The 20320-nt window shown below is 38.4% G+C and carries 17 protein-coding genes; 8 read left to right on the top strand and 9 right to left on the bottom strand.

What is annotated here, in order from left to right; all coding sequences use genetic code 11:
* The first annotated feature begins 4 nt into the window (after positions 1 to 4).
* Together rpsB and tsf are read left to right on the top strand one after the other, a co-directional pair.
* Positions 5 to 898, top strand: a complete 894-nt coding sequence (rpsB, locus tag B154_RS27905; RefSeq protein WP_018613058.1) for a 30S ribosomal protein S2 — start codon at positions 5 to 7, stop codon at positions 896 to 898.
* A gap of 225 nt (positions 899 to 1123) precedes the next feature.
* Positions 1124 to 1963: a translation elongation factor Ts gene (tsf, locus tag B154_RS0107465; RefSeq protein ID WP_018613057.1), complete on the top strand. Its 840-nt coding sequence runs from the start codon at positions 1124 to 1126 to the stop codon at positions 1961 to 1963.
* Positions 1964 to 2026: 63 nt separating this feature from the next.
* On the opposite strand, the gene nagA is transcribed toward tsf, so the two are convergent.
* The 3 genes from nagA to B154_RS0107450 are packed head-to-tail and all read right to left on the bottom strand — an operon-like array spanning position 2027 to position 4447.
* Positions 2027 to 3124, bottom strand: coding sequence for an N-acetylglucosamine-6-phosphate deacetylase (nagA, locus tag B154_RS0107460; protein ID WP_018613055.1), 1098 nt, complete (start codon positions 3122 to 3124; stop codon positions 2027 to 2029).
* A 20-nt stretch (positions 3125 to 3144) separates the two neighbouring features.
* Positions 3145 to 3948, bottom strand: coding sequence for an amidohydrolase (locus B154_RS0107455; RefSeq protein ID WP_018613053.1), 804 nt, complete (start codon positions 3946 to 3948; stop codon positions 3145 to 3147).
* Between the two features lie 13 nt (positions 3949 to 3961).
* Positions 3962 to 4447 (bottom strand): regulatory protein RecX, encoded by a 486-nt coding sequence (locus tag B154_RS0107450; RefSeq protein ID WP_018613050.1) that lies wholly within the window; start codon positions 4445 to 4447, stop codon positions 3962 to 3964.
* A gap of 436 nt (positions 4448 to 4883) precedes the next feature.
* Between B154_RS0107450 and dnaN the strand changes: the two genes are divergently transcribed.
* Positions 4884 to 5999, top strand: coding sequence for a DNA polymerase III subunit beta (gene dnaN, locus B154_RS0107440; protein WP_018613045.1), 1116 nt, complete (start codon positions 4884 to 4886; stop codon positions 5997 to 5999).
* Positions 6000 to 6033: 34 nt separating this feature from the next.
* Complete coding sequence (kdsB, locus tag B154_RS0107435; RefSeq protein WP_018613043.1) at positions 6034 to 6810, top strand: 3-deoxy-manno-octulosonate cytidylyltransferase; 777 nt, start codon at positions 6034 to 6036, stop codon at positions 6808 to 6810.
* Here the strand turns inward: kdsB and B154_RS0107430 are convergent.
* On the bottom strand, positions 6807 to 8252 hold the full coding sequence (locus tag B154_RS0107430) for a rhomboid family intramembrane serine protease (RefSeq protein ID WP_018613041.1): 1446 nt from the start codon (positions 8250 to 8252) through the stop codon (positions 6807 to 6809). The two genes, kdsB and B154_RS0107430, sit on opposite strands and share 4 nt — an antisense overlap.
* 190 nt (positions 8253 to 8442) lie before the next feature.
* Here B154_RS0107430 and B154_RS0107425 point away from each other — a divergent pair, with 190 nt between their 5' ends.
* Positions 8443 to 9519, top strand: a complete 1077-nt coding sequence (locus B154_RS0107425; RefSeq protein ID WP_018613038.1) for an iron-containing alcohol dehydrogenase family protein — start codon at positions 8443 to 8445, stop codon at positions 9517 to 9519.
* 69 nt (positions 9520 to 9588) lie between these two features.
* Here B154_RS0107425 and B154_RS0107420 read toward each other — a convergent pair whose 3' ends face one another.
* Entirely contained in the window at positions 9589 to 9780 is a 192-nt protein-coding gene (locus B154_RS0107420; protein WP_157580548.1) for a hypothetical protein, read from the bottom strand.
* A gap of 178 nt (positions 9781 to 9958) precedes the next feature.
* Between B154_RS0107420 and B154_RS0107415 the strand changes: the two genes are divergently transcribed.
* The 3 genes from B154_RS0107415 to infB all read left to right on the top strand — a co-directional run bounded on the left by B154_RS0107415 (position 9959) and on the right by infB (position 15577).
* Positions 9959 to 10516 (top strand): ribosome maturation factor RimP, encoded by a 558-nt coding sequence (locus B154_RS0107415; protein ID WP_018613033.1) that lies wholly within the window; start codon positions 9959 to 9961, stop codon positions 10514 to 10516.
* A gap of 92 nt (positions 10517 to 10608) precedes the next feature.
* On the top strand, positions 10609 to 11856 hold the full coding sequence (nusA, locus tag B154_RS0107410; RefSeq protein ID WP_018613031.1) for a transcription termination factor NusA: 1248 nt from the start codon (positions 10609 to 10611) through the stop codon (positions 11854 to 11856).
* A 391-nt stretch (positions 11857 to 12247) separates the two neighbouring features.
* Complete coding sequence (infB, locus tag B154_RS0107405; RefSeq protein ID WP_018613029.1) at positions 12248 to 15577, top strand: translation initiation factor IF-2; 3330 nt, start codon at positions 12248 to 12250, stop codon at positions 15575 to 15577.
* A 268-nt stretch (positions 15578 to 15845) separates the two neighbouring features.
* Here infB and fumC read toward each other — a convergent pair whose 3' ends face one another.
* The 4 genes from fumC to B154_RS0107380 all read right to left on the bottom strand — a co-directional run bounded on the left by fumC (position 15846) and on the right by B154_RS0107380 (position 20299).
* On the bottom strand, positions 15846 to 17246 hold the full coding sequence (fumC, locus tag B154_RS0107395) for a class II fumarate hydratase (RefSeq protein ID WP_018613027.1): 1401 nt from the start codon (positions 17244 to 17246) through the stop codon (positions 15846 to 15848).
* A 133-nt stretch (positions 17247 to 17379) separates the two neighbouring features.
* Complete coding sequence (locus B154_RS0107390; protein ID WP_018613025.1) at positions 17380 to 18156, bottom strand: enoyl-CoA hydratase/isomerase family protein; 777 nt, start codon at positions 18154 to 18156, stop codon at positions 17380 to 17382.
* 142 nt (positions 18157 to 18298) lie between these two features.
* Positions 18299 to 18718, bottom strand: a complete 420-nt coding sequence (locus B154_RS0107385) for a cobalamin B12-binding domain-containing protein (RefSeq protein WP_018613023.1) — start codon at positions 18716 to 18718, stop codon at positions 18299 to 18301.
* Between the two features lie 42 nt (positions 18719 to 18760).
* Positions 18761 to 20299 (bottom strand): glycosyltransferase family 39 protein, encoded by a 1539-nt coding sequence (locus B154_RS0107380; RefSeq protein WP_018613021.1) that lies wholly within the window; start codon positions 20297 to 20299, stop codon positions 18761 to 18763.
* Positions 20300 to 20320: the final 21 nt, after the last annotated feature.

Below are 20320 nucleotides of genomic sequence, written 5' to 3'. Positions count from 1 at the left end.
TACAATGGAAAATAACACTTCACTACAACAACAACTTTTGGAGGCCGGTGTGCACTTTGGCCACCTGAAGAAGAAGTGGAACCCAAAGATGTTGCCTTACATCTTTGCTGAAAAGAAAGGCATTCATATTATTGATCTTAACAAAACAGTAGAAGGCTTGCAGGAAGCTGCTGCCGCAATGAAAAGTATTGCTAAGAGCGGTAAAAAAATTATGTTTGTTGCTACCAAGAAACAAGCTAAAGAAATTGTTACCGAAGCTGCGAAAAAGGTTAATATGCCTTTTGTAACAGAGCGTTGGTTGGGCGGCATGCTTACCAACTTTAATACTGTTCGCAAGAGCGTGAAAAAAATGCAAAGCATTGAAAAAATGCTAAATGATGGCAGCGCTGAAAGCCTTACAAAAAAAGAACGTTTGACTCTTACCCGTGATAAGGAAAAGATGGAAAAAGTTCTGGGTGGAATTGCACAGCTTGGACGAGCCCCTGCCGCTTTATTCCTTGTGGATATAGGTCATGAGCATATCGCTCTTGCTGAGGCCAAGCGCCTTGGTATCACAACTTTTGGTATGGTAGATACCAACTGTGACCCTAATAAAGTTGACTTTGCTGTACCTGCAAACGATGACGCTACAAAATCGGTAGCTATTGTCACAAACTATATTGCTGCTGCTATTGCAGAAGGTCTTGCTGAACGCCAGGCCGCAAAAGATGATGACGTAGAGGATACTGACAACGAAGCTGAAAAAAGAGCAGCACGTTTACAGGCTGAAGCTGAAGCTGAAGCTGCACGTGGCGGAAGAAGCCGTGGCGGAAACGCCGGTCCTGGTGGCCAACCAAAGCGTCGTGTACCAGGTGGTGCCAGTCGCAGGCCTCAAGGTGGTGGCGGTGGTCCAAGATAGTCAGTTAGTGATGAATCAAAGCGCGGTTACTAATTGAACTTTTTTATTGTTATTATTGACCAGCTTAAAAACACTATTCATCATTCGTGCATCGCCCACTTGTACTGACTAGAAATACATTGAAGTCTTTTTATATAACCACATAGGCACAGCAGACACATCGGTTGTCCCTTGTGTCCATGTGGTTTTTCATTTTCAAATTATCTAATTTTCAAATTACATATTATGTCAACTGCAACAATTACTGCACAGGATATAAATAAATTACGCCAGGCAACAGGTGCAGGTATGATGGATTGCCGTAAAGCGCTTACAGAAACGAATGGAGATTTTGAAGCTGCAATAGACTGGCTGCGTAAGCAAGGCCAGAAAGTAGCGGCTAAACGCAGCGACCGCGAAGCAAAAGAAGGTGTGGTTGTGGCAAGAACAACATTTGACAACAAAACAGGTATTGTTTTTACTATCAGTTGCGAAACTGATTTTGTAAGCAAAAATGCTGATTTTGTTGCTTTTGCAAACAGTATTGCTGACGCAGCTATTGGAAACAACGTGAAAAGTGCAGAAGAGTTAAATGAAGTTTCCGTAGACGGATCAAAAGTTTCTGATCTTATAAATGACAAACTTGCTTCTATTGGCGAAAAAATAGGTGTTAGCCGTTTCGAAAGAATTGATGCTCCTTACGTCGCTTCATATATACATGGCGCAAACCGCATGGGTGTATTGGTTGGACTAAACAAAGTTGCTGTAGAAGCTGGGAAAGACGTAGCAATGCAAATTGCCGCCATGAATCCTTTAGCTGTTGATCCTACTGCTGTACCTACTGAAACAGTAGCAAGAGAAAGAGCTATTGTTACTGAACAAATTGCAGCAGATCCTAAAATGGCAGGTAAACCAGCCGAAATGATTTCAAAAATTGCTGATGGCAAACTAAATGCTTTCTTTAAAGAAAATACTTTAGCGGCCCAGCTTTTTGTAAAAGATTCCAGCAAGACTGTTGGCGATTATCTAAAAAGCATTGACAGTGAGTTAAAAGTGCTTGAATTTAAGAGAGTAGCTTTAGGTTAATAAACTTATCGATCATAATTATTAAAAATCCTGGTTACATTAGCCGGGATTTTTAATTATACCTTACGCTGACTTCTCAACTACCTCCAGTTTATCATTCATTGCAACAAATTCAGCTCTATAGCCTTTAGCAATTTTTCCCAGCTTGTCATTAAGTCTCATTACTTGTGCCGGGTATAGGCCTGCCATACGTAAAGCTTCCGACAATTCAATTCCGGCTTTTTCTACTGCGTTTTTAACTGATTTAGACAGAGTTAAAGCAGAGCCGCTCAGTATTCCGTTTGATACATATTTGTCACCCTCTAGATGGTGGGGATAAAGGCCTTCAGTGGTTTCTGTAACAGCATCGGTTATAAAAAAAAGCCTTTCTTTCATAACTTTTTTTGCAATGCTCATCGCGGCAAAGTCAACATGATAACCATCAGGAACAATGCTTGACATTATATTTGAATGCATCATAACAGCTCCTACCATTCCAGGGGCGCGATGCTGTAAGGAACTCATAGCGTTATATAGATGGGTAGCAGCAGAAATGCCTTTATCAAATCCCTCATTTGCCTCCTCAAAAGTTGCGTTACTATGACCAGCAGAAATAATTACTCCGTAGGATTGGATAAGATTAATAACTTCAGTACTGCAAACTTCAGGCGCAATTGTTATCATTGAGATAATACCTTTTCCATATTCTAACAATGCTTTTGCCTGCTTAATAGTCGGAGAATGAATATATTTTTCAATGTGAGCCCCCCTTTTAGCTTTATTTATCCATGGCCCTTCAATATGTAATCCTATGACACCTTTTCCTCCTTTGTTCCAATAATCTTTTACTGCATCTATGCATTTATAAAAGACTTCGTAACTGTTTGTAGCAACAGTTGGTTGAAAAAAATTAGCGCCGCCCGATTTACAATAATCATACATCTTTTTGAGTGTCTCCCACTCTGGCTCTACCGATAAAAGAGAACCATAAGCACCATAAATCTGAATATCTATAAAGCACGGAGCAAGAAAACAGGTTGTGTAATTGATAATTTTTCCAGCCGAAGGAATACTCTCACCAGGAATAATGTCCTTTATAATATTATCTTCGACTATAATTGCATGATTAGAAAGCCACTCGTCTCCTGTAAATATTTTTTCTGCTATATGTACCTGCGTCATCGTTATTGATAATTTTTAAATTAATCCTGCAAAATTTTAAATTGGTCAGCGTCTTTCCAAAACGGCATTTTGTCCCTAATTTTATCGAGTTCCTCTTTTTCCAAAGTGATCGTAAAAATATCCTGATCATCAGCTTTATGATACAAAACTTCTCCCAGCACATTTACAACCATGCTATCACCACTATGTTTAATGCCATTACCATCATTGCCTACCCGGTTTACACCAATACAAAAACTTTGATTTTCTATTGCCCTTGCTTGTAGCAACGTTTTCCACATATGACTTCTTTTTTCAGGCCAATTAGCAACATAAATCAAAACGTCATATTCCAATCTATTTTCTTCTAAAGATTTATTTGATTGCCTTGACCACACCGGAAAACGAAGGTCGTAACAAATGAGTAAATTTATTTTCCACCCTTTTACCGAAGCTATCAGCCGTTTGTTACCGGGTGTATAATGCTTGTCCTCATTAGCATAAGCAAATAGATGTTTTTTATCGTATAACCCCATTTGTCCATTTGGAAGCATCCATACAAGACGGTTATAATAATTACCATTTTCAGTGATTATTATACTTCCCGTCAGAATTATCTTTTTTTCAGACGAAATACGCTTCATCCATTTAATTGTGTCACCATCCATTGTTTCTGCTAACTGTTCCGGTTTCATGCTAAAGCCGGTGCTAAACATTTCAGGCAGTATCACTACTTCCGTTTTTTGTTGTATACGGTTTATCTTTTCCTCCAGCATTTGCAGGTTCAATGCTTTTTGCTCCCAATAAAGATCGGTTTGGATTATTGTAAAAGTTAGAGATGACATGTGTAGATATTTTTTACAGAGACACAGAAGCAGTTAGGTTTTTTAGCACATCACTTATCACTCCCTGCTCGTATCCTTTTTGCAAAAGGTATGCATTTGTTTTAGATTGCCGCACCAGCTTATTCTCATCCTGTAAGGCTTTCCATTTTGCTGCGGCTAGTTTTTGCAACGTTTCAAGGTATTTTTTTTCCTCTAGTTCCTTTAGAGCTATTTTTATAATAAAACTGTTTACCCCTTTTTGTTGTAATTCGTACTGTATTTTTTTTCGCCCCCATTGCTTCATTCTAAACTTTCCACCTGCAAATTGAATTGCAAACCTTTCTTCATTTAGATAATTATTTTCTATTAGTTGAGAAACAAGTTCTTCAACTTCATTTTTCCTCAATCCAAAAGAGTAAAGCTTATCTTTTACTTCCCGGTGACACCGTTCCTGGTAGCTGCAGTAATGTTTGATTTTTTGTAAAGCCTGCTCTTTTGTAAGCCTGTTTCTTAAAACCATTAAGCAAAATTAAGTGCTGAAAAATTAAAGATATCCAGGAAAAGTCTCATTAAAAACGGATATTGTATAAAGACTTTACGTAAATACTCTTTAAAACTTTAAAAGCATTTTGTAACTTAATTTGAGGCTGACTAATGAGTTAATGATAAAGTGATTGCGACGCAACGGTGATGCTCATGAAAAACAAATGCTGGTACAAAAAGAAAATTTTTCATCAATATTTAGGAAAATGGAATTTATTCTGTTAAAACCTCTTATGAATTTTGAGACTTCAAAAACTTGCTCAGCTTTGGCAACAAATGCTGTTGATGATACATTTTTTACAACAATAACTACATGTTATTCACATTACACCAATTGTAATAAACCTGGTCTTTGTGCAATTAACATTTTACTGTAGGTTTGTTTTCTTAAGTATTTAAACCAGATCAAAAACATGAAGTTCATTGTTTCGTCCTCATCGCTATTAAAACATTTGCAGCAGATAAGTGGTGTTATTAACAGTAATACTGTATTACCGATACTTGAAGATTTTTTATTTGAAATAGATAATAAAAAACTAAATATCGTAGCTACCGACCTGGAAACGGTAATGAGGGTACAAATGGAAGTTGAAAGCAAAGAGAGCGGAAGAGTTTGCATTCCTTCCAAAATTTTAATTGACTCTTTAAAGAATATTTCTGACCAGCCCCTTACTTTTAATATAGATAATAATTTTGCTGTAGAAATAACCAGCGATAATGGTAAGTATAAAGTAATGGGTGAAAATCCTGATAACTTTCCTAAAGAACCCAGCTCTGATGATACAACAGCGTTTACTATGCCGAGCAGTGCATTGGTGACTGCAATTAACAAGACGTTGTTTGCAGTTAGTAACGACGATCTGCGGCCAGCAATGACAGGTGTATTTTTTGAACTTAATGAAAACTATATACAGTTTGTGGCTACGGATGCACACCGCCTCGTTCGTTATAAACGTAAAGATGTCGCATGTCCTAAAGCAGAAAGTTTTATTGTTCCGAAAAAGCCTTTAAACCTTTTAAAGAATGTATTGCCTGATAATGAAGATGAATTAACGATAAGCTACAACAGCAACCATCTTTTTGTGACTCATGGTACCACGCAACTTATTTGCCGACTGATAGATGCGCGTTTTCCTGATTATAAAGTCGTAATACCTACAGATAATCCATATAAATTAGTAGTAAGTAAAAGCGATTTTCAGAGTGCATTGAGACGTGTGAGTGTGTTTAGTAACAAAAGCACAAACCAGGTTTCGTTGAGCATCAGTGGAAGTGAGTTGCAAATGGCAGCGCAAGATGTTGATTTTAGCTTTGAAGGAAATGAAAGAATGAATTGCCAATACGATGGAGAAGACCTTCAGATTGCTTTTAATGCGCGATTTTTGATTGAGATGCTCAATGCAGCAGAAACGAGTGATGTAAAGGTTGAACTAGCTACGTCAACAAAAGCAGGTATTATTAAACCAACCGAATCTGAAGACAACGAAGAATTAATGATGCTTGTTATGCCATTAATGCTTAATTCATAAAGCTTGCAAAACCACGATTTATTTTATTTACTGTATGAAGCATGATTTACCTGATCAAAATTCAGAGCCGAATTTAAAAAATCGTGGTTCTGCTGTTGCGCTTATTCCTGCACGTTATGAGGCTACCCGTTTTCCCGGAAAGCTTATGCAGAAGTTAGGTGATAAAACTGTCATCCTGCATACACATGACAATACCCTTGCGACAGGATTATTTGATGATGTAATAGTTGCCACCGACAGCGAGATCATTTATAAAGAAATAACGGGTAATGGTGGCAAAGCGGTAATGAGTAAAAAGCAACACGAAAGTGGTAGTGACCGCATAGCTGAGGCCGTTGCTGAAATGGATTTTGATATTGTAGTAAATGTACAGGGAGATGAACCTTTTGTGCAAAAAGAACCGTTAGAAAGATTGCTTGCAGTTTTTGAAGGCGAAAAAGGAAATAGCGTACAGGTTGCATCGCTGATGCAGCAGCTGAAAGAGCAAAAATTTATAGAAGATCCAAATTATGTGAAAGTTGTTGTTGATGTAAATATGAAAGCTATTTTTTTTAGCCGATCAGTAATACCGTACCCTCGCAACACAGAACTAAAAATACCATATTACGAACACATTGGGGTATATGCTTTTAGAAAAGAAGCTCTGCTTAACTTTACCAATTGGCCAATAACTCCATTAGAAAGCGCTGAAAAAATTGAATGTCTTAGGTATCTTGAAAATGGAGTGTCGATAAAAATGGTTGTTACAGAATATATGGGAGTAGAAATTGATACGCCTGAAGACCTGGCAAGAGCAGAAAAACTTATCTAGGTTCCTAACTTGTTTATTATTGTATCTATTTTGTTTGAAACCTCATCAATTTCAGCGTTATATTTATCAGTTTCTTCATTTATTGATTTATATATTAACTCTGTTTGACGCACCCTCAATTGAGCGTATCTGCTAAGTAATTTTCTCTTCTGCTTAAATTCATCATCGAGCCTGAAGGCATCCGTTTTCATGATCTCCTTCTGAAAATGTTTCCATTGTGGCAAAGCGCTGTCTCGTAAAACCTTTGCAGCCTCCTCGTTTGTTTTTGATTGAAGCTGCTGCATTTGTGTCATTGCTTTCAACTCAATCTGGTTTAACTGCATTATTTCTTTTTCAAATCTCAATGTATCATCTTTTCCGTTTTGCTTAAGGTAAAAAAACACGAGCATTGCGGTGATCAACAGAATTTCTATGCTAATTCTTGATCCACCGGCTCGGGCAAGATTTCTCTTAAAATGAAAGAAATAAAATAAGTAGCCGACAAAAATACCTGCCACCAATCCTCCAATGTTAGTAGCATTATCATTGGCTCCTTCCATACCGAGAAAAATATTTAAAACAGCATACGCAAGTATGCAGATAAGCCAAACAGTAGGAAACTTTTTATTTATATACCTTGTTGTTGCAAATGCAATTAGCACCCCGTACATACCGAAAACAGCTCCAGACGCACCAGCTGTTACGCCTTCCGGCAACCATAGCAGACTTACAAGACCGGCAATAACTGCAGTACACAAGTAGGCAATTAAAAACTTGAAATTGCCAAGGATCGGCTCCACCATCAGCCCTATCCAGTAAAGGCCAAACATATTTAAAAGCAACGGAAGAATGCCAATATGCACGAAAGGTGCGGTTATCAAACGCCACCATTCTCCGCCAGTTACATTCAACTTTACACTTCCACCCCAACCGATTATATCTTTTACTGCAGGGTTTACATAATCAACGCCCTTTAAAACCATTACAGCAAAAATCACCAGCTTTACTGCAATTAGCATAAAGGTCATTTCGTGCTCTCTAACGCCAAAGGTCATCTTTTCGCTTGCAACACGGTTACCTGATCTTATTTGAGCAAGCGTTTCTGCCTTTAGTGCGTTTGCTGCAACTTGCAGCTCTTGATAAGACACTCGCCTTCTTGCTTTTTTAAAAGCAGGGAGCAATAGATCTTCAATATTTTTTTTATTTCGCCCCGCTTCGTACAGTTCCAGGCTTTCACTTTGGCTTTCAAAAATTATCTCATCGCTGTCGACTATTATTTTTATTATTTGCTCGCTTAAAGTCCAGTGAGTGGGGGTGGTAGCAGTGAAGGTTCTTTCGTCAACAATCAAATATTCCCAATCCAGTTCTTTGCACGCCTGTTGCGCAATGCTGAATATTTCCCAATTGCTTAAACCATCTGAGGGTACTCTTTTTTCAAACTGTGTTTTCCAACCGAAAGCCATAACGCGAATATATGTACACTATCATGTTTTCAGAACCGCCGCTGTTGTATTATTTTATATTTATTGAAAATAGGGCTAAGCAAGACAGGAGCATTGAGTAATAATATTTTTATTACTGTTTTCTAATAATCTCCTTAAATCTCTAAATGATAGTAATGAGGATGTAATTTCGCGCGATAAACATTAAAAGATGAGTAAGTTTCGGAATTTTAAAATGGTTGATTATGTCATATATGGCAGAGGCAGTTTTGACCAGCTAGATGAAATATTGTCTCCCAACCGAAAGGACAATTCTCCGATGATTTTTCTTGTTGACCACTTTTTTAAAGGAAAAGCTTTGACAGAAAGAATCCCTGTTCAAGGCAAGGACAAAGTGATTTTTGCAGATGTTACGTACGAACCAAAAACAACCTATGTAGATAAAATTGCCGGGGAACTAAAAGAAGAGTTTGGAACGGTCAGTGGAGTTATAGGCATAGGCGGAGGTTCTACAATGGACCTGGCAAAAGCGGTAAGCCTTATGATGACTAATCCAGGATCGTCTGCTGATTACCAGGGGTGGGATCTTGTAAGATTCCCGGGAGTTTACAAAGTTGGTATTCCTACACTTAGCGGTACGGGCGCAGAAGTCTCGAGAACTACCGTTTTAACCGGACCGACCCGTAAGCTGGGGATGAACAGTGACTTCACACCTTTTAACCAGATTGTTCTTGACCCCGAACTTGCAGCTAATGTGCCTGTTAATCAACGTTTTTATACCGGAATGGATTGTTATATTCATTGCATCGAAAGTCTACAGGGTACTTACCTGAATGAATTTAGTAAAAGTTATGGTGAAAAAGCATTGGAACTTTGCAGAGAAGTTTTTTTAGAAAAAAATACATGGGACAATGAAAGTGATGATAAACTAATGATGGCTAGTTACGCCGGAGGAATGAGCATTGCGTATAGCCAGGTAGGTGTAGCACATGCGGTGAGTTATGGACTTGCTTTTCTGTTAGGAACAAAACATGGTGTTGGCAATTGCATTGTAATGAATCATCTCGAAGAATATTATCCCGAAGGCACAGCCGAATTTAAGCAGATGGTAGAAAAGAGTAAAGTAGAAATACCCCAGGGCATATGTAAAGGCCTCAGTGACGAAGAATTTGATACGATGATAAACGTAAGCCTGGGAATGAAACCGCTGTGGGAAAACGCACTTGGAAAAGATTGGGAAAAAATAATGACGAGGGTAAAGCTGAGAGAACTATATGAAAGATTATAAGACTTCCCTTACTTGAAAAATAAATCCACCAATATTTTATTAATTGGAAATAAAAAAGACAAATAATAATTACTTTATTTCCTCAAAATCTATATAATCTCCTTTAGAAGTCGACGTTTTAGATGTAGTCGTACCAGAAGTGTTATTCTTAGTTGATGAATAACCAGAAGAAGATTGAAAATTATCCATATTTTCATCCATTTCCTTCATTTTAGACCGTACGTTTCTCGTCGCCATTATTACCGGTATTACTACCCGCATTATAAATGTGATTAGAAAATAAAAAAGAATGAACCAAAATAATAATCGTATAAACATAATTTAACGAAGGTAGTATGTAACAAGTACCGGTATAAGAGAAAAACGGGAGTTTTTCACGTTTTTTACAAAAACTTAACTGAAAAATATAAAATTAAAGGACATAAGTAGAAGCAGAAATTTGGATTATATATACTCTTATTCTTACATTTGCAGTGGAAATAAAAACTATGAAGGGAACGGCTACCGTTCCCTTCTCTTATTTAACATGGCTAACGAGACAGTTATAGCAGAAATAGAAGCAATGGTTAATAGCCTTCTTGCATCAGATCAAGGAGATTTTTTGGTTTCAATTAAAATAAAGCCTACTAATAATATTAAAATCTTTATTGATAGCGATGAAGGGATGTCCATTGAAAAATGTGTAAAATACAACCGGAAGTTGTATGCACAATTAGAAGAAAAAGCAATATTTCCAGACGGAAATTTTTCATTGGAAATTTCTTCACCAGGTGTTGACGAACCGTTAAAGATGCATCGGCAGTACGTTAAAAATAAAGGAAGAAATTTGCTTGTTACTTTTAATGACGCTACAGAAAAAGAAGGAAAGCTTTTAGAAGTTACAGACACAGACATCATTATAGAGCAGAAAACGGGAAAAGGTAAAAAGGCAGAATCACATCAATTTGTTATTCCTTTTGAAAATATAAAGACAGCAACTGTACAAATTCAATTTTAAAAAACACATCTCAATTTAAAATAACACATCCGAAAAAAGATTAGTAAATTAGAATTGGGGATTTTAATTTTTTTGGAATTTAAAGAAAAATTATGGCAAGTATTAATCTGATAGAGGCATTCCAGGAATTTAAGGATGCTGAAAACATTGACCGTCCTACACTGATGAAAGTGGTAGAGGATGTTTTTAAAACCCTGCTGAGAAAGAAATTTACCAGCGATGAAAATTTCGACGTAATCGTAAATGCTGAAAAAGGTGACCTCGAAATTATCCGCCGCCGCATGATTGTAGAAGATGGAGAAGTAATGGATCCTCTTGCCGAGATAGCTTACAGCGATGCGATTAAAATTGAGCCGGACTTTGAGGTGGGTGAGGAACTTTATCAGGAAGTAAATATTTATGATTTTGGCCGTCGTGCCATTTTGGCTGCTAAGCAGACACTTGCCAGTCGTATAAACGACCTGAAAAAAAATGTACTTGTTAAAAAATATAGCGAAAGAATTGGAGAAATAGTTAGCGCAGAAGTATACCAGGTTTGGAAAAAGGAAGTTTTATTATTGGATGAAGATGGAAGCGAATTGATTTTGCCAAAATCAGAGCAGATTCCAAGTGATTTTTTCAAGAAAGGAGAAAGTATACGAGCAGTTGTAGAAAGAGTTGATCTAAAAAATAACACGCCTGTAATTATACTTAGCCGTACGAGTCCAAAATTCCTTGCTAAATTGCTCGAAATTGAAGTTCCGGAAATTTTCGATGGCCTGATTGTTGTTCGAAAAATTGTAAGAGATCCGGGAGAAAGAGCCAAAGTAGCCGTAGAAAGTTTCGACGATCGTATTGACCCCGTAGGTGCCTGCGTAGGTATGAAAGGAAGCCGAATCCACGGCATAGTGCGAGAATTAAAGAACGAAAACATAGACGTAATTAACTGGACGAACAACATTAATCTTTTAATACAAAGATCACTTACGCCGGCTAAGATCACCACTATGGATATTGACCAGGATACTAAGCATGCAAGTGTGTATCTAAAACCCGACCAGGTTTCATTAGCTATTGGTCGTCGTGGTGTCAATATAAAACTGGCGTGCGAACTTACCGGTTTCGAAATAGACGTTTATCGTGATAATGAAGGTGAAGTAGATGAGTTTGATATTGACCTTGAAGAATTTAGTGATGAAATTGAGCCGTGGATAATAGATGAGCTAAAACGTATTGGTTGTGATACCGCGCGTAGCGTTCTAAATCTAACAGCCGAAGAGCTTGAGCGTCGTACAGATCTTGAAAAAGAAACAATAGTAGAAATTAGAAGCGTGCTAAAAAATGAGTTTGAAAAGGAATAGTTAAGTATAAAGAGCTTTTGTTACCGGCATTTGAAAAGATTATTCAGCTCCGGTTGCGACGCTCCGTTCGACATTCTATTATCTATTTAGGAGATTTACTCATTTTGATTAACCAAAGCAGGAATGCAAGCTTGAAAAGTTTTTAATATAAAAAAATCTTTATTTAAGAGCTTTGTAATTAAATCTAATCTTTAAAGGTTACATTTACTGTGTTTGATGAATAAAGTTGTTAGTCTATAAATAAAGTTTCTGCTAACCACGAAAACGGGAACAAAAAGTAAAATCCATAACAAGAAAAGCCCTATAAAAAATATAGCTTTTGGATGAAACTTAGGATTACTTTCGGGCAACATTGCAAGAAATGATGCCTATCGACAAATAAAAATATTGAATGTTAGAACTTAAATTACCGAGATTATTAGCAGCAGCCAAAGAGTTTAATGTTGGTCAGGATACCATTGTAGATTTTTTGGTAGCGAAAGGTTTTAACCGTGACGATTTGAAACCTACGGCAAAGCTGAGCGAAGATATGTACCGCTCACTTCAGCACCAGTTTCAAGGCGACAAGGTAGCCAAAAATAAAGCTGACCTGGTTGAGATTCCAAAAGGAGTTCAGCAGGAAGGTCGTAAAAAACGTGACGAAGAAGAAATTCTCTTCAATAAAAGGGATATACCAAAACCCGTTGCCGCTCCTCAACCGGCACCAGAACCTGTTCCACAGCCGGTTGCAGAAACAAAAATACCCGAACCTGTTGCAGAGCCACAGCAACAGCCTGTGCAAGAAGTGCACGAGCCGGAGATACAGCAACCTGCAGAACCGGAAATTAAAGTTCAGCCGGCACCATTACAGGAGCAGCCAATCGCAAATGAAGCCGAGGAAGAACCTGTTATACAGGCCGCCGAACCAATTGCGCCGGGTCCAGTTACAACAGAACCTCCTGTTATACCTGTAATAGCTGAAGAAAGTAAAAATATAGAGGCTCCTAAACAAGAGACAGTTAAGGAGGAACAACGTGTTGCACTTAAAATTGAAGCTCCGGAAATAGAAGGTCCAAAGGTTATTACTAAAATCGACCTTTCTTCAATAGACTCTTCTACACGTCCAAAAAAAGGTGTAAAGAAACCGATAGAGCCAAAAAAACCGTTAACTGAACCAGTTGCAAAAGAGCAAACTGGTCAGCAGCCGGCAACACAACCGCAAGCGCATCCTGTAGCACCTTTTGTTAAACCCCCGGTATCGGTACAACAGGTACAGCCCCAACAGCCAATTCAACCGCAGGCTCAGCCTCAACCGTTGGCTCCGGCTGCATCTTTTGAGAATGCTCCAGTATTATCAAATATAAAAGCTGATAAAATTGAAGGGCCTAAAATCTTAGGTAAGATCCAATTACCTGTTGAATCTGACACGCGTCCTAAGCAAAGCATCCAGGAAAAGCGTAAGCGTAAACGTATACCGGTTGATCGCAAAGGCGCAGAACAGCCAAACAGAGAGGGCATTCAACAACAGCAGCGCTCTGTTCCTGGTCAGTTCCAGGGACAACCCCCAGTTGGAACAGGGCCGAATAACCGTTTTGGTCCAAGGTCTTCAGAATTACCTGGGGCGCAACAACGCGCCCAGGGTGGTGGTCCAGGAAGCTTCAACCGTCCTGCAGGGACCCAAGGCGCAGGTGGTGGATTCAATCGGCCTGGTCAGGCACCAGGATCCGGACAAGGTAACCGGCCTGCACACCCATCACAACAACATGGCGCGGGCAACAGATTTGGTCCTCGATCTTCTGAAAAACGAAGAGAAGATAAAGAAATAGATCAAAAAGAAATTCAGGATAAAATTCGCGAAACACAGGCTAAACTAGCCGGTGGATCAGGACGCGGCAAAAGCTTGAAGGCTAAATACCGCAAGGCAAAAAGAGATGGAGTTGCAGACCAGGCAGGTCATGAAGGAGAAGATAACAAGCTATTAGTAACCGAATTTATCAGTGTAAGCGAATTAGCTAACCTGATGGATGTAAGTTTTGCTGAAGTCATTGGTAAATGTATGGGGCTTGGTATTATGGTTTCTATAAATCAGCGATTGGATGCAGAAGTGATAGAACTTGTTGCAGGTGAATTTGGTTTTGATGTTGAATTTATAGACATGGAGGCCCAGGCAGAAATGGAAGAGGAAGAAGAAGAGGACGATGATGAAAACCTGCAGCAATCAAGAGCTCCGATTGTTACCATTATGGGACACGTTGACCATGGTAAAACTTCATTGCTCGATTATATTCGTAACGCCAACGTGGTTGCGGGAGAAGCCGGAGGGATCACCCAACATATCGGAGCATACGAAGTAAAAACTGCCACAGGTAAAAAGGTGACTTTTTTAGATACACCAGGTCACGAAGCATTTACAGCTATGCGTGCAAGAGGTGCAAAAGTTACTGACATTTCCGTAATAGTTGTTGCTGCAGACGATGCGGTTATGCCGCAAACAAGAGAGGCAATAAGTCACTCACAAGCTGCAAATGTTCCTATGATTTTTGCAATCAACAAAATTGATAAAGAAGGAGCAAATCCTCAAAAAATCTATGAGCAGCTATCAGGTATGAATATACTTGTAGAAGATTGGGGTGGTAAATATCAAAGCCAGGAAATCAGTGCAAAAAAAGGTTTGAATGTTGACCTCTTACTTGAAAAGATCCTGCTTGAATCAGAAATACTTGATTTAAAAGCAAATCCTGAGCGTGAAGCAAGCGGAACTATTGTAGAAGCCTCTCTTGACAAAGGACGTGGATACGTAGCAACATTGCTGGTTCAAAACGGGACTTTGCACCAGGGTGACATTATGGTAAGCGGACAATATTATGGTAAGATTAAAGCTATGTTTAATGAGCGAAATCAAAGATTGACAGAAGCTCCTCCGTCTACTCCTGTCCTTGTGCTCGGCTTAAATGGTGCGCCGCAGGCCGGTGAGAAATTCAGGGTATACCATGATGAGGCTGAGGCAAAAGATATTGCAACAAAGCGTTCTCAAATTTTACGTGAACAAGGTTTGCGTGCAAGAAAACATATTACCCTTGATGAGATAGGCCGCCGTCTGGCTCTTGGTAACTTCAAAGAGCTGAACCTGATTATTAAAGGTGACGTTGATGGATCTGTAGAGGCGTTGAGCGACTCGCTGCAAAAATTATCTACAGAAGAAATTGCTGTAAGAGTTGTTCACAAAGGTGTAGGACAAATATCTGAAAGTGACGTTAACCTCGCTACCGCTTCTGATGCTATCTTAATAGGATTTAACGTACGGCCGTCAAGCCAGGCTGCCAAGGTAGCCGAGAATGAAGGTCTGGAAATTAAGCTATATTCAATCATCTACACAGCCATTGATGAACTGAAGAGTGCAATGGAAGGTATGCTTGAACCTAAATACCAGGAAAAGATAACTGCAAATGTCGAGGTGAAAGAGGTGTATAAATTTGATAAAGCAACTGTTGCAGGATGCCTGGTATTAGATGGTAAAATATTTAGAAATTCAAAAGTCCGTATCATACGTGATGGTATAGTTGAATATCCTAAAGGTGAAGGCGCAAGTGCAGAATTAGGTTCACTTAAACGTTTTAAAGATGATGTGAAAGAAGTTGCTAACAATATGGAGTGCGGTATCACTATTAAAAACTACAATGATTTGAGAGTTGGTGATATAATTGAGGCATTTGAGGAAGAAGAAGTAAAGAGAACCTTGTAATATAGTCTCTCTTAAAGCAAAACAGGCTGTTTCAAAAAATGAGGCAGCCTGTTTTTATTTTATTAGTAATACCAGGAAGAAATTTTAAAAAAGTTCTGATAATATTTGCAGCATCATGATAGAAATGATATAAGATGATTTTGGACAATTAATTAAAAACCACTTCGATGAAAGAAGCGGTTATATATTTTTAATAAAGTCACGTATAATTGTTAACGATGAATATCTACACCTAATACAACTAATGCGGTATTATCCTTCCTCACCGTCATTTCAATTCTCCTACCATATTTCCAGGTATCACCCATTGGTCAAACTCTTCCGGAGTTACATAACCAAGCTTAACCGCCATTTCTTTTAATGTAGTTCCTTCTTTATGAGCCTTTTGTGCAATCTCTGCTGCTTTGTAATAACCAATTTTTGTGTTTAATGCTGTAACAAGCATTAAACTGTTATCTACATGTTTTTTAATATTTGCTTCAATAGCCTGTATGCCTATTGCACATTTATCATTAAAACTTACACATCCGTCACCGATCAACCTTGCACTGTGCAAAAAGTTAAAAATCATGACCGGTTTGAAAACATTTAATTCAAAATGACCCATGGCTCCTCCTACGTTTATAGCAACGTCATTTCCCAAAACCTGCGCCGATATCATCGTTAACGCCTCACACTGAGTAGGATTAACCTTACCTGGCATAATAGAAGAACCGGGTTCGTTGTCAGGAATAAAAATTTCACCAATACCACTACGAGGGCCGGAAGACAACATGCGTATATCATTGGCAATCTTCATGAGGCTAACAGCAATAGTTTTTAGCGCTCCATGAGCTTCTACAATTCCATCATGGGCCGCAAGTGCCTCAAATTTATTTTCAGCAGTTATAAAAGGCAACCCTGTAAGCTGTGCGATATGCTTTGCTACATTTTCAGAATATCCCTTCGGCGTGTTAATCCCTGTACCGACAGCTGTTCCTCCAAGAGCAAGCTCTGTCAGGTGGGGTAAACTATTGTTAATGGCCCTTAAGCCATGGTCTAGCTGACTCACATACCCACTGATTTCCTGACCAAGTGTAAGAGGCGTTGCATCCATAAAATGGGTGCGGCCTATCTTAACCACATGCATAAATTGTTTGCTTTTTTCAGCAAGTGTATCTCTTAATTTTTTTATACCCGGAATGGTTACTTCTGCGAGAATTCTATATGCAGCAATGTGCATAGCCGTGGGAAAAGTGTCATTGGATGACTGCGATTTATTTACATCGTCATTAGGATGAAGAAATTTTTCTTTATCAGTTAACTGTCCGCCTTTTATTACGTGCCCACGGTAAGCAATTACTTCATTTACATTCATATTGCTTTGTGTACCACTGCCTGTCTGCCAAACAACTAAAGGAAATTGATCATCAAGCTTGCCTGCCAGTATTTCATCACAAACCTGGCCAATTAGGTCGCTTTTTTCTTTTGATAAAACGCCGGCCTCTAAATTAGTAAGAGCTGCAGCTTTTTTAAGGTAAGCAAAAGCCTTTATTATTTCTTTAGGCATCCGGTTTATATCCTGCGCTATCTTAAAGTTTTCGATGCTGCGCTGGGTTTGTGCCCCCCAGTAAACTTGCGAAGGAACTTTTACCTCGCCCATTGTATCCTTTTCTATTCTATAATCCATATGACGATTTTTTATGATTAATGGCTTTCAAAGGTAGTATAAAGCAATTCAGAAAGCATTTGTAGAAAATGTATCAATTAAAAAAATTGGGGCATTTTATAATAATTTCCTTTAGTCAAATGGATAGTTGAACTTATTTTCCTGTAAAGTTGGCTTTCCGCTTCTCTAAAAAAGCAGATATTCCTTCTTTCATATCCTCGGTTCCAAAGCAATATCCGAAGGCAGTGATTTCTATTTCATAGCCATTTCTTGTTTCATCAAAAACTGAGTTGGCTGCTTCTATGCACCTGGCAATAGCTAGCGGCGCTTTTGAGTTTATTTCTGCTAAAATTGATTTCGCTTTATTTAATAATTCTTCCTGTGGCACTACATAATTTACCAGCCCGTACTCCAACGCAGTATTAGCATCAATCATTTTTGCAGAAATCATCATTTCTATAGCACGCCCTTTCCCAATTAGTTGAACAAGTCTTTGCGTGCCGCCGTACCCGGGAATTATACCCAAGTTGACTTCCGGCTGGGCAAACTTTGCATTGTCACTTGCTATTCTGAAATGACATGCCATCGCCAGTTCGTTTCCACCACCTAAGGCAAAACCATTTACAGCTGCAATTACAGGTTTAGGGCAATTTTCTATTTTCTTAAAAACGGAATGCCCTTTTTGAGCAAGGCTTTTCGCCTCATCCACTGACAATTCCAGAAATTCGCTTATATCTGCACCTGCTACAAACGATTTAGGTCCTGCACCCGTAATGATCACGGACTTTATTGCCGCATTTTTTTGTACTTCATCAAATACTTCGCTTAGTTCCTGCATCACTGAGTGATTGAGAGCATTTAACTTATCAGGACGATTAATAGTTATAGCAAAAATGTGATTTTCTAAAGAAGTAAGAAGAGTTTGGTACATATGACAGGATTTTGATTATGTAGTGGAAAGTTAGAAGTATTGAATATTAGATGAAAAAAATAGCGTTCCTGCTATTGAACTTACTGCGTCTAGGTCAAAGACGAAGAGTGCTTCAATGAGCGTTCAATACATACTATTCCCTCTAAAATGATCGATGCTCTTTTACCCAGTTCTGAATATAAAAAGCAATTTCACTGGTAGAAGTGCCTGGCGGAAACAACTTTCCAACACCCATTTCATTTAATACCTTTATGTCTTCTTCAGGTATAATGCCTCCTCCTGTAAGCAATACATCATCCATCTGTTTTTCTTTCATCAGTCTTGCCACTTTTGGAAAAATAGTCATATGCGCTCCACTAAGAATGCTTATACCTATAGCATCGACATCTTCCTGTAGCGCCGCATTTACTACCATTTCAGGAGTCTGACGCAGCCCCGTATAGATCACCTCCATACCTGCATCACGTAAAGCAGTTGCAATGACTTTAGCACCGCGGTCATGCCCGTCAAGGCCCACTTTTGCCACTAAAACTCTCAGTGGTCTTTTATTTTCAAAACTCATTAGTAGCGATAATTGATAAGTGTAAAATTAGCACGGATTGTCTTACCGCCTGTATTCATCTTTCTTTTCTTTAATACCTGCTTCAATCATTTTGTTTACCTGTTTGTTCCCGTTTTCATATAAAATTATTTTCACACCACTCTCACGTGCATAGGGAATGTCAACACTATCGATGACTGTATATTTTTCAAATTGCTGAAAAACAAGATCATTTTTCTTCGGTATGTTTTTTCCAACAAAAAGAAGGTCTTTTATATCATACTTGTCAGGCATCCAAAATAAAAAACTGGCATTGTCACTTGTTACCTTAGGCAAGCACTTTCCATAATAAGCTGTAGCCCCAGCTAGAGCATAATTTCTACAATAAATAAGCGTTTTATTCTTTATAGAATCAGGAAGTAGTTTATAAGCCTTTGACACTTTACCGGCTAATTCTCTCCAACTTATCATATCAGCAAAATCCTGAGGTAAAGGATGGTCCTGTAAATCTTCCCACCGTAAAAAACCTGTTTTGTCAAATCCAGTTTTTTTATAATAGTCAGCCAGCTGTTCCGGTTTCCACACAGGAAGAAGCAGAGGGATAAGCGGAATAAATAAAAAGATTATAGTCGCAATAGAAACATAGCGAAACCAAAATCTTTTAACAGCAGTTATTTCCTCTAACCAAACACCTCCTGCTGCAAATAACATTGGGTAGGCACCAAGAGTATAATAATCTTTACCGCTTGAAACCATAAGTAAAAACAAGATGCTTAAATAGGTCCATGCCAGTAATCGATAGGATTTTCCGGCTTTAAAAGATAAAAGCCAGGTTAAGCCGCCATTCCAAACAAAAAAAACAGGAAGGTGCATCAATACCTGGTCGATCAAAAAATCAATGGGATTTATAAATCTTAACTGTGTTTCTCTCAATTCTTTCATATGATGCACGAGAGGCCACTTGTGATTGTACTGCCATATAAGGTTAGGGGCTATAATTAATAAAGCAACCAATGCAGCGAGGTATAAATGTTTTGATGAAAATAATTGCCTGTTTTCTGTCAAAATAATTCCAACAAAGACACCTGCCGCAAAAAAAGCAACTGAATTTTTACTAAGCCAGCCAAGTGCAAGTGAAATACTTAGGTAATAAATATATTTTACCTGCTCGGTATTTATGTATTTTATAAGAATGTAAGCACTTAAAGTCCAGAAGAATATTTCTAAAAAGTTGGGCTGAAAAAGAAAATGAACCCGAAGGTATGCACCTGCAATTAAGCTTAAGCCAGCAATAAATTGAGCAAAAACTTTTCCACCCATCTCCGCTGCCATTGTACAAACAATAAAAACATTTATTGCCCCAAAAAGCGATGGCCAGAATTTTATCCAGAAGAAATTACCTCCAAAGAATAAAGCAAGTTTAGCAAATACGGAAAGCATCGGAGGTACCTCCATAAATCCCCAGGCCAGATGGTTGCCTTGCTGAATATATAACATTTCATCTCTGTGCAACTCATACATTGGATGTTGCAAAATATAAGGCAATAAAAATTTAATAAAGGCTAAAATGATACCGATACGGTTGCGGTGAATAAAAGCCATGCAGTTAATTTGAACTAAGAT

The organism is Segetibacter koreensis DSM 18137, from assembly GCF_000374045.1.
Classification (GTDB): Bacteria; Bacteroidota; Bacteroidia; order Chitinophagales; family Chitinophagaceae; genus Segetibacter; species Segetibacter koreensis.
The sequence above is the reverse complement of the archived record's forward strand: the minus strand, read 5'-3'. Positions and strand labels throughout refer to the sequence as shown.

Bases quoted from the DNA above. Each gene is read 5' to 3' on its own strand.
- B154_RS0107455 (WP_018613053.1), bottom strand. From the start codon at position 3,948: ATGTCATCTCTAACTTTTACAATAATCCAAACCGATCTTTATTGGGAG.
- B154_RS0107380 (WP_018613021.1), bottom strand. From the start codon at position 20,299: ATGGCTTTTATTCACCGCAACCGTATCGGTATCATTTTAGCCTTTATT.
- fumC (WP_018613027.1), bottom strand. From the start codon at position 17,246: ATGGATTATAGAATAGAAAAGGATACAATGGGCGAGGTAAAAGTTCCT.
- B154_RS0107385 (WP_018613023.1), bottom strand. From the start codon at position 18,718: ATGAGTTTTGAAAATAAAAGACCACTGAGAGTTTTAGTGGCAAAAGTG.
- nusA (WP_018613031.1), top strand. From the start codon at position 10,609: ATGGCAAGTATTAATCTGATAGAGGCATTCCAGGAATTTAAGGATGCT.
- kdsB (WP_018613043.1), top strand. From the start codon at position 6,034: ATGAAGCATGATTTACCTGATCAAAATTCAGAGCCGAATTTAAAAAAT.
- B154_RS0107430 (WP_018613041.1), bottom strand. From the start codon at position 8,252: ATGGCTTTCGGTTGGAAAACACAGTTTGAAAAAAGAGTACCCTCAGAT.
- B154_RS0107390 (WP_018613025.1), bottom strand. From the start codon at position 18,156: ATGTACCAAACTCTTCTTACTTCTTTAGAAAATCACATTTTTGCTATA.
- B154_RS0107420 (WP_157580548.1), bottom strand. From the start codon at position 9,780: ATGCGGGTAGTAATACCGGTAATAATGGCGACGAGAAACGTACGGTCT.
- B154_RS0107450 (WP_018613050.1), bottom strand. From the start codon at position 4,447: ATGGTTTTAAGAAACAGGCTTACAAAAGAGCAGGCTTTACAAAAAATC.
- B154_RS0107425 (WP_018613038.1), top strand. From the start codon at position 8,443: ATGAGTAAGTTTCGGAATTTTAAAATGGTTGATTATGTCATATATGGC.
- tsf (WP_018613057.1), top strand. From the start codon at position 1,124: ATGTCAACTGCAACAATTACTGCACAGGATATAAATAAATTACGCCAG.
- dnaN (WP_018613045.1), top strand. From the start codon at position 4,884: ATGAAGTTCATTGTTTCGTCCTCATCGCTATTAAAACATTTGCAGCAG.
- rpsB (WP_018613058.1), top strand. From the start codon at position 5: ATGGAAAATAACACTTCACTACAACAACAACTTTTGGAGGCCGGTGTG.
- infB (WP_018613029.1), top strand. From the start codon at position 12,248: ATGTTAGAACTTAAATTACCGAGATTATTAGCAGCAGCCAAAGAGTTT.
- nagA (WP_018613055.1), bottom strand. From the start codon at position 3,124: ATGACGCAGGTACATATAGCAGAAAAAATATTTACAGGAGACGAGTGG.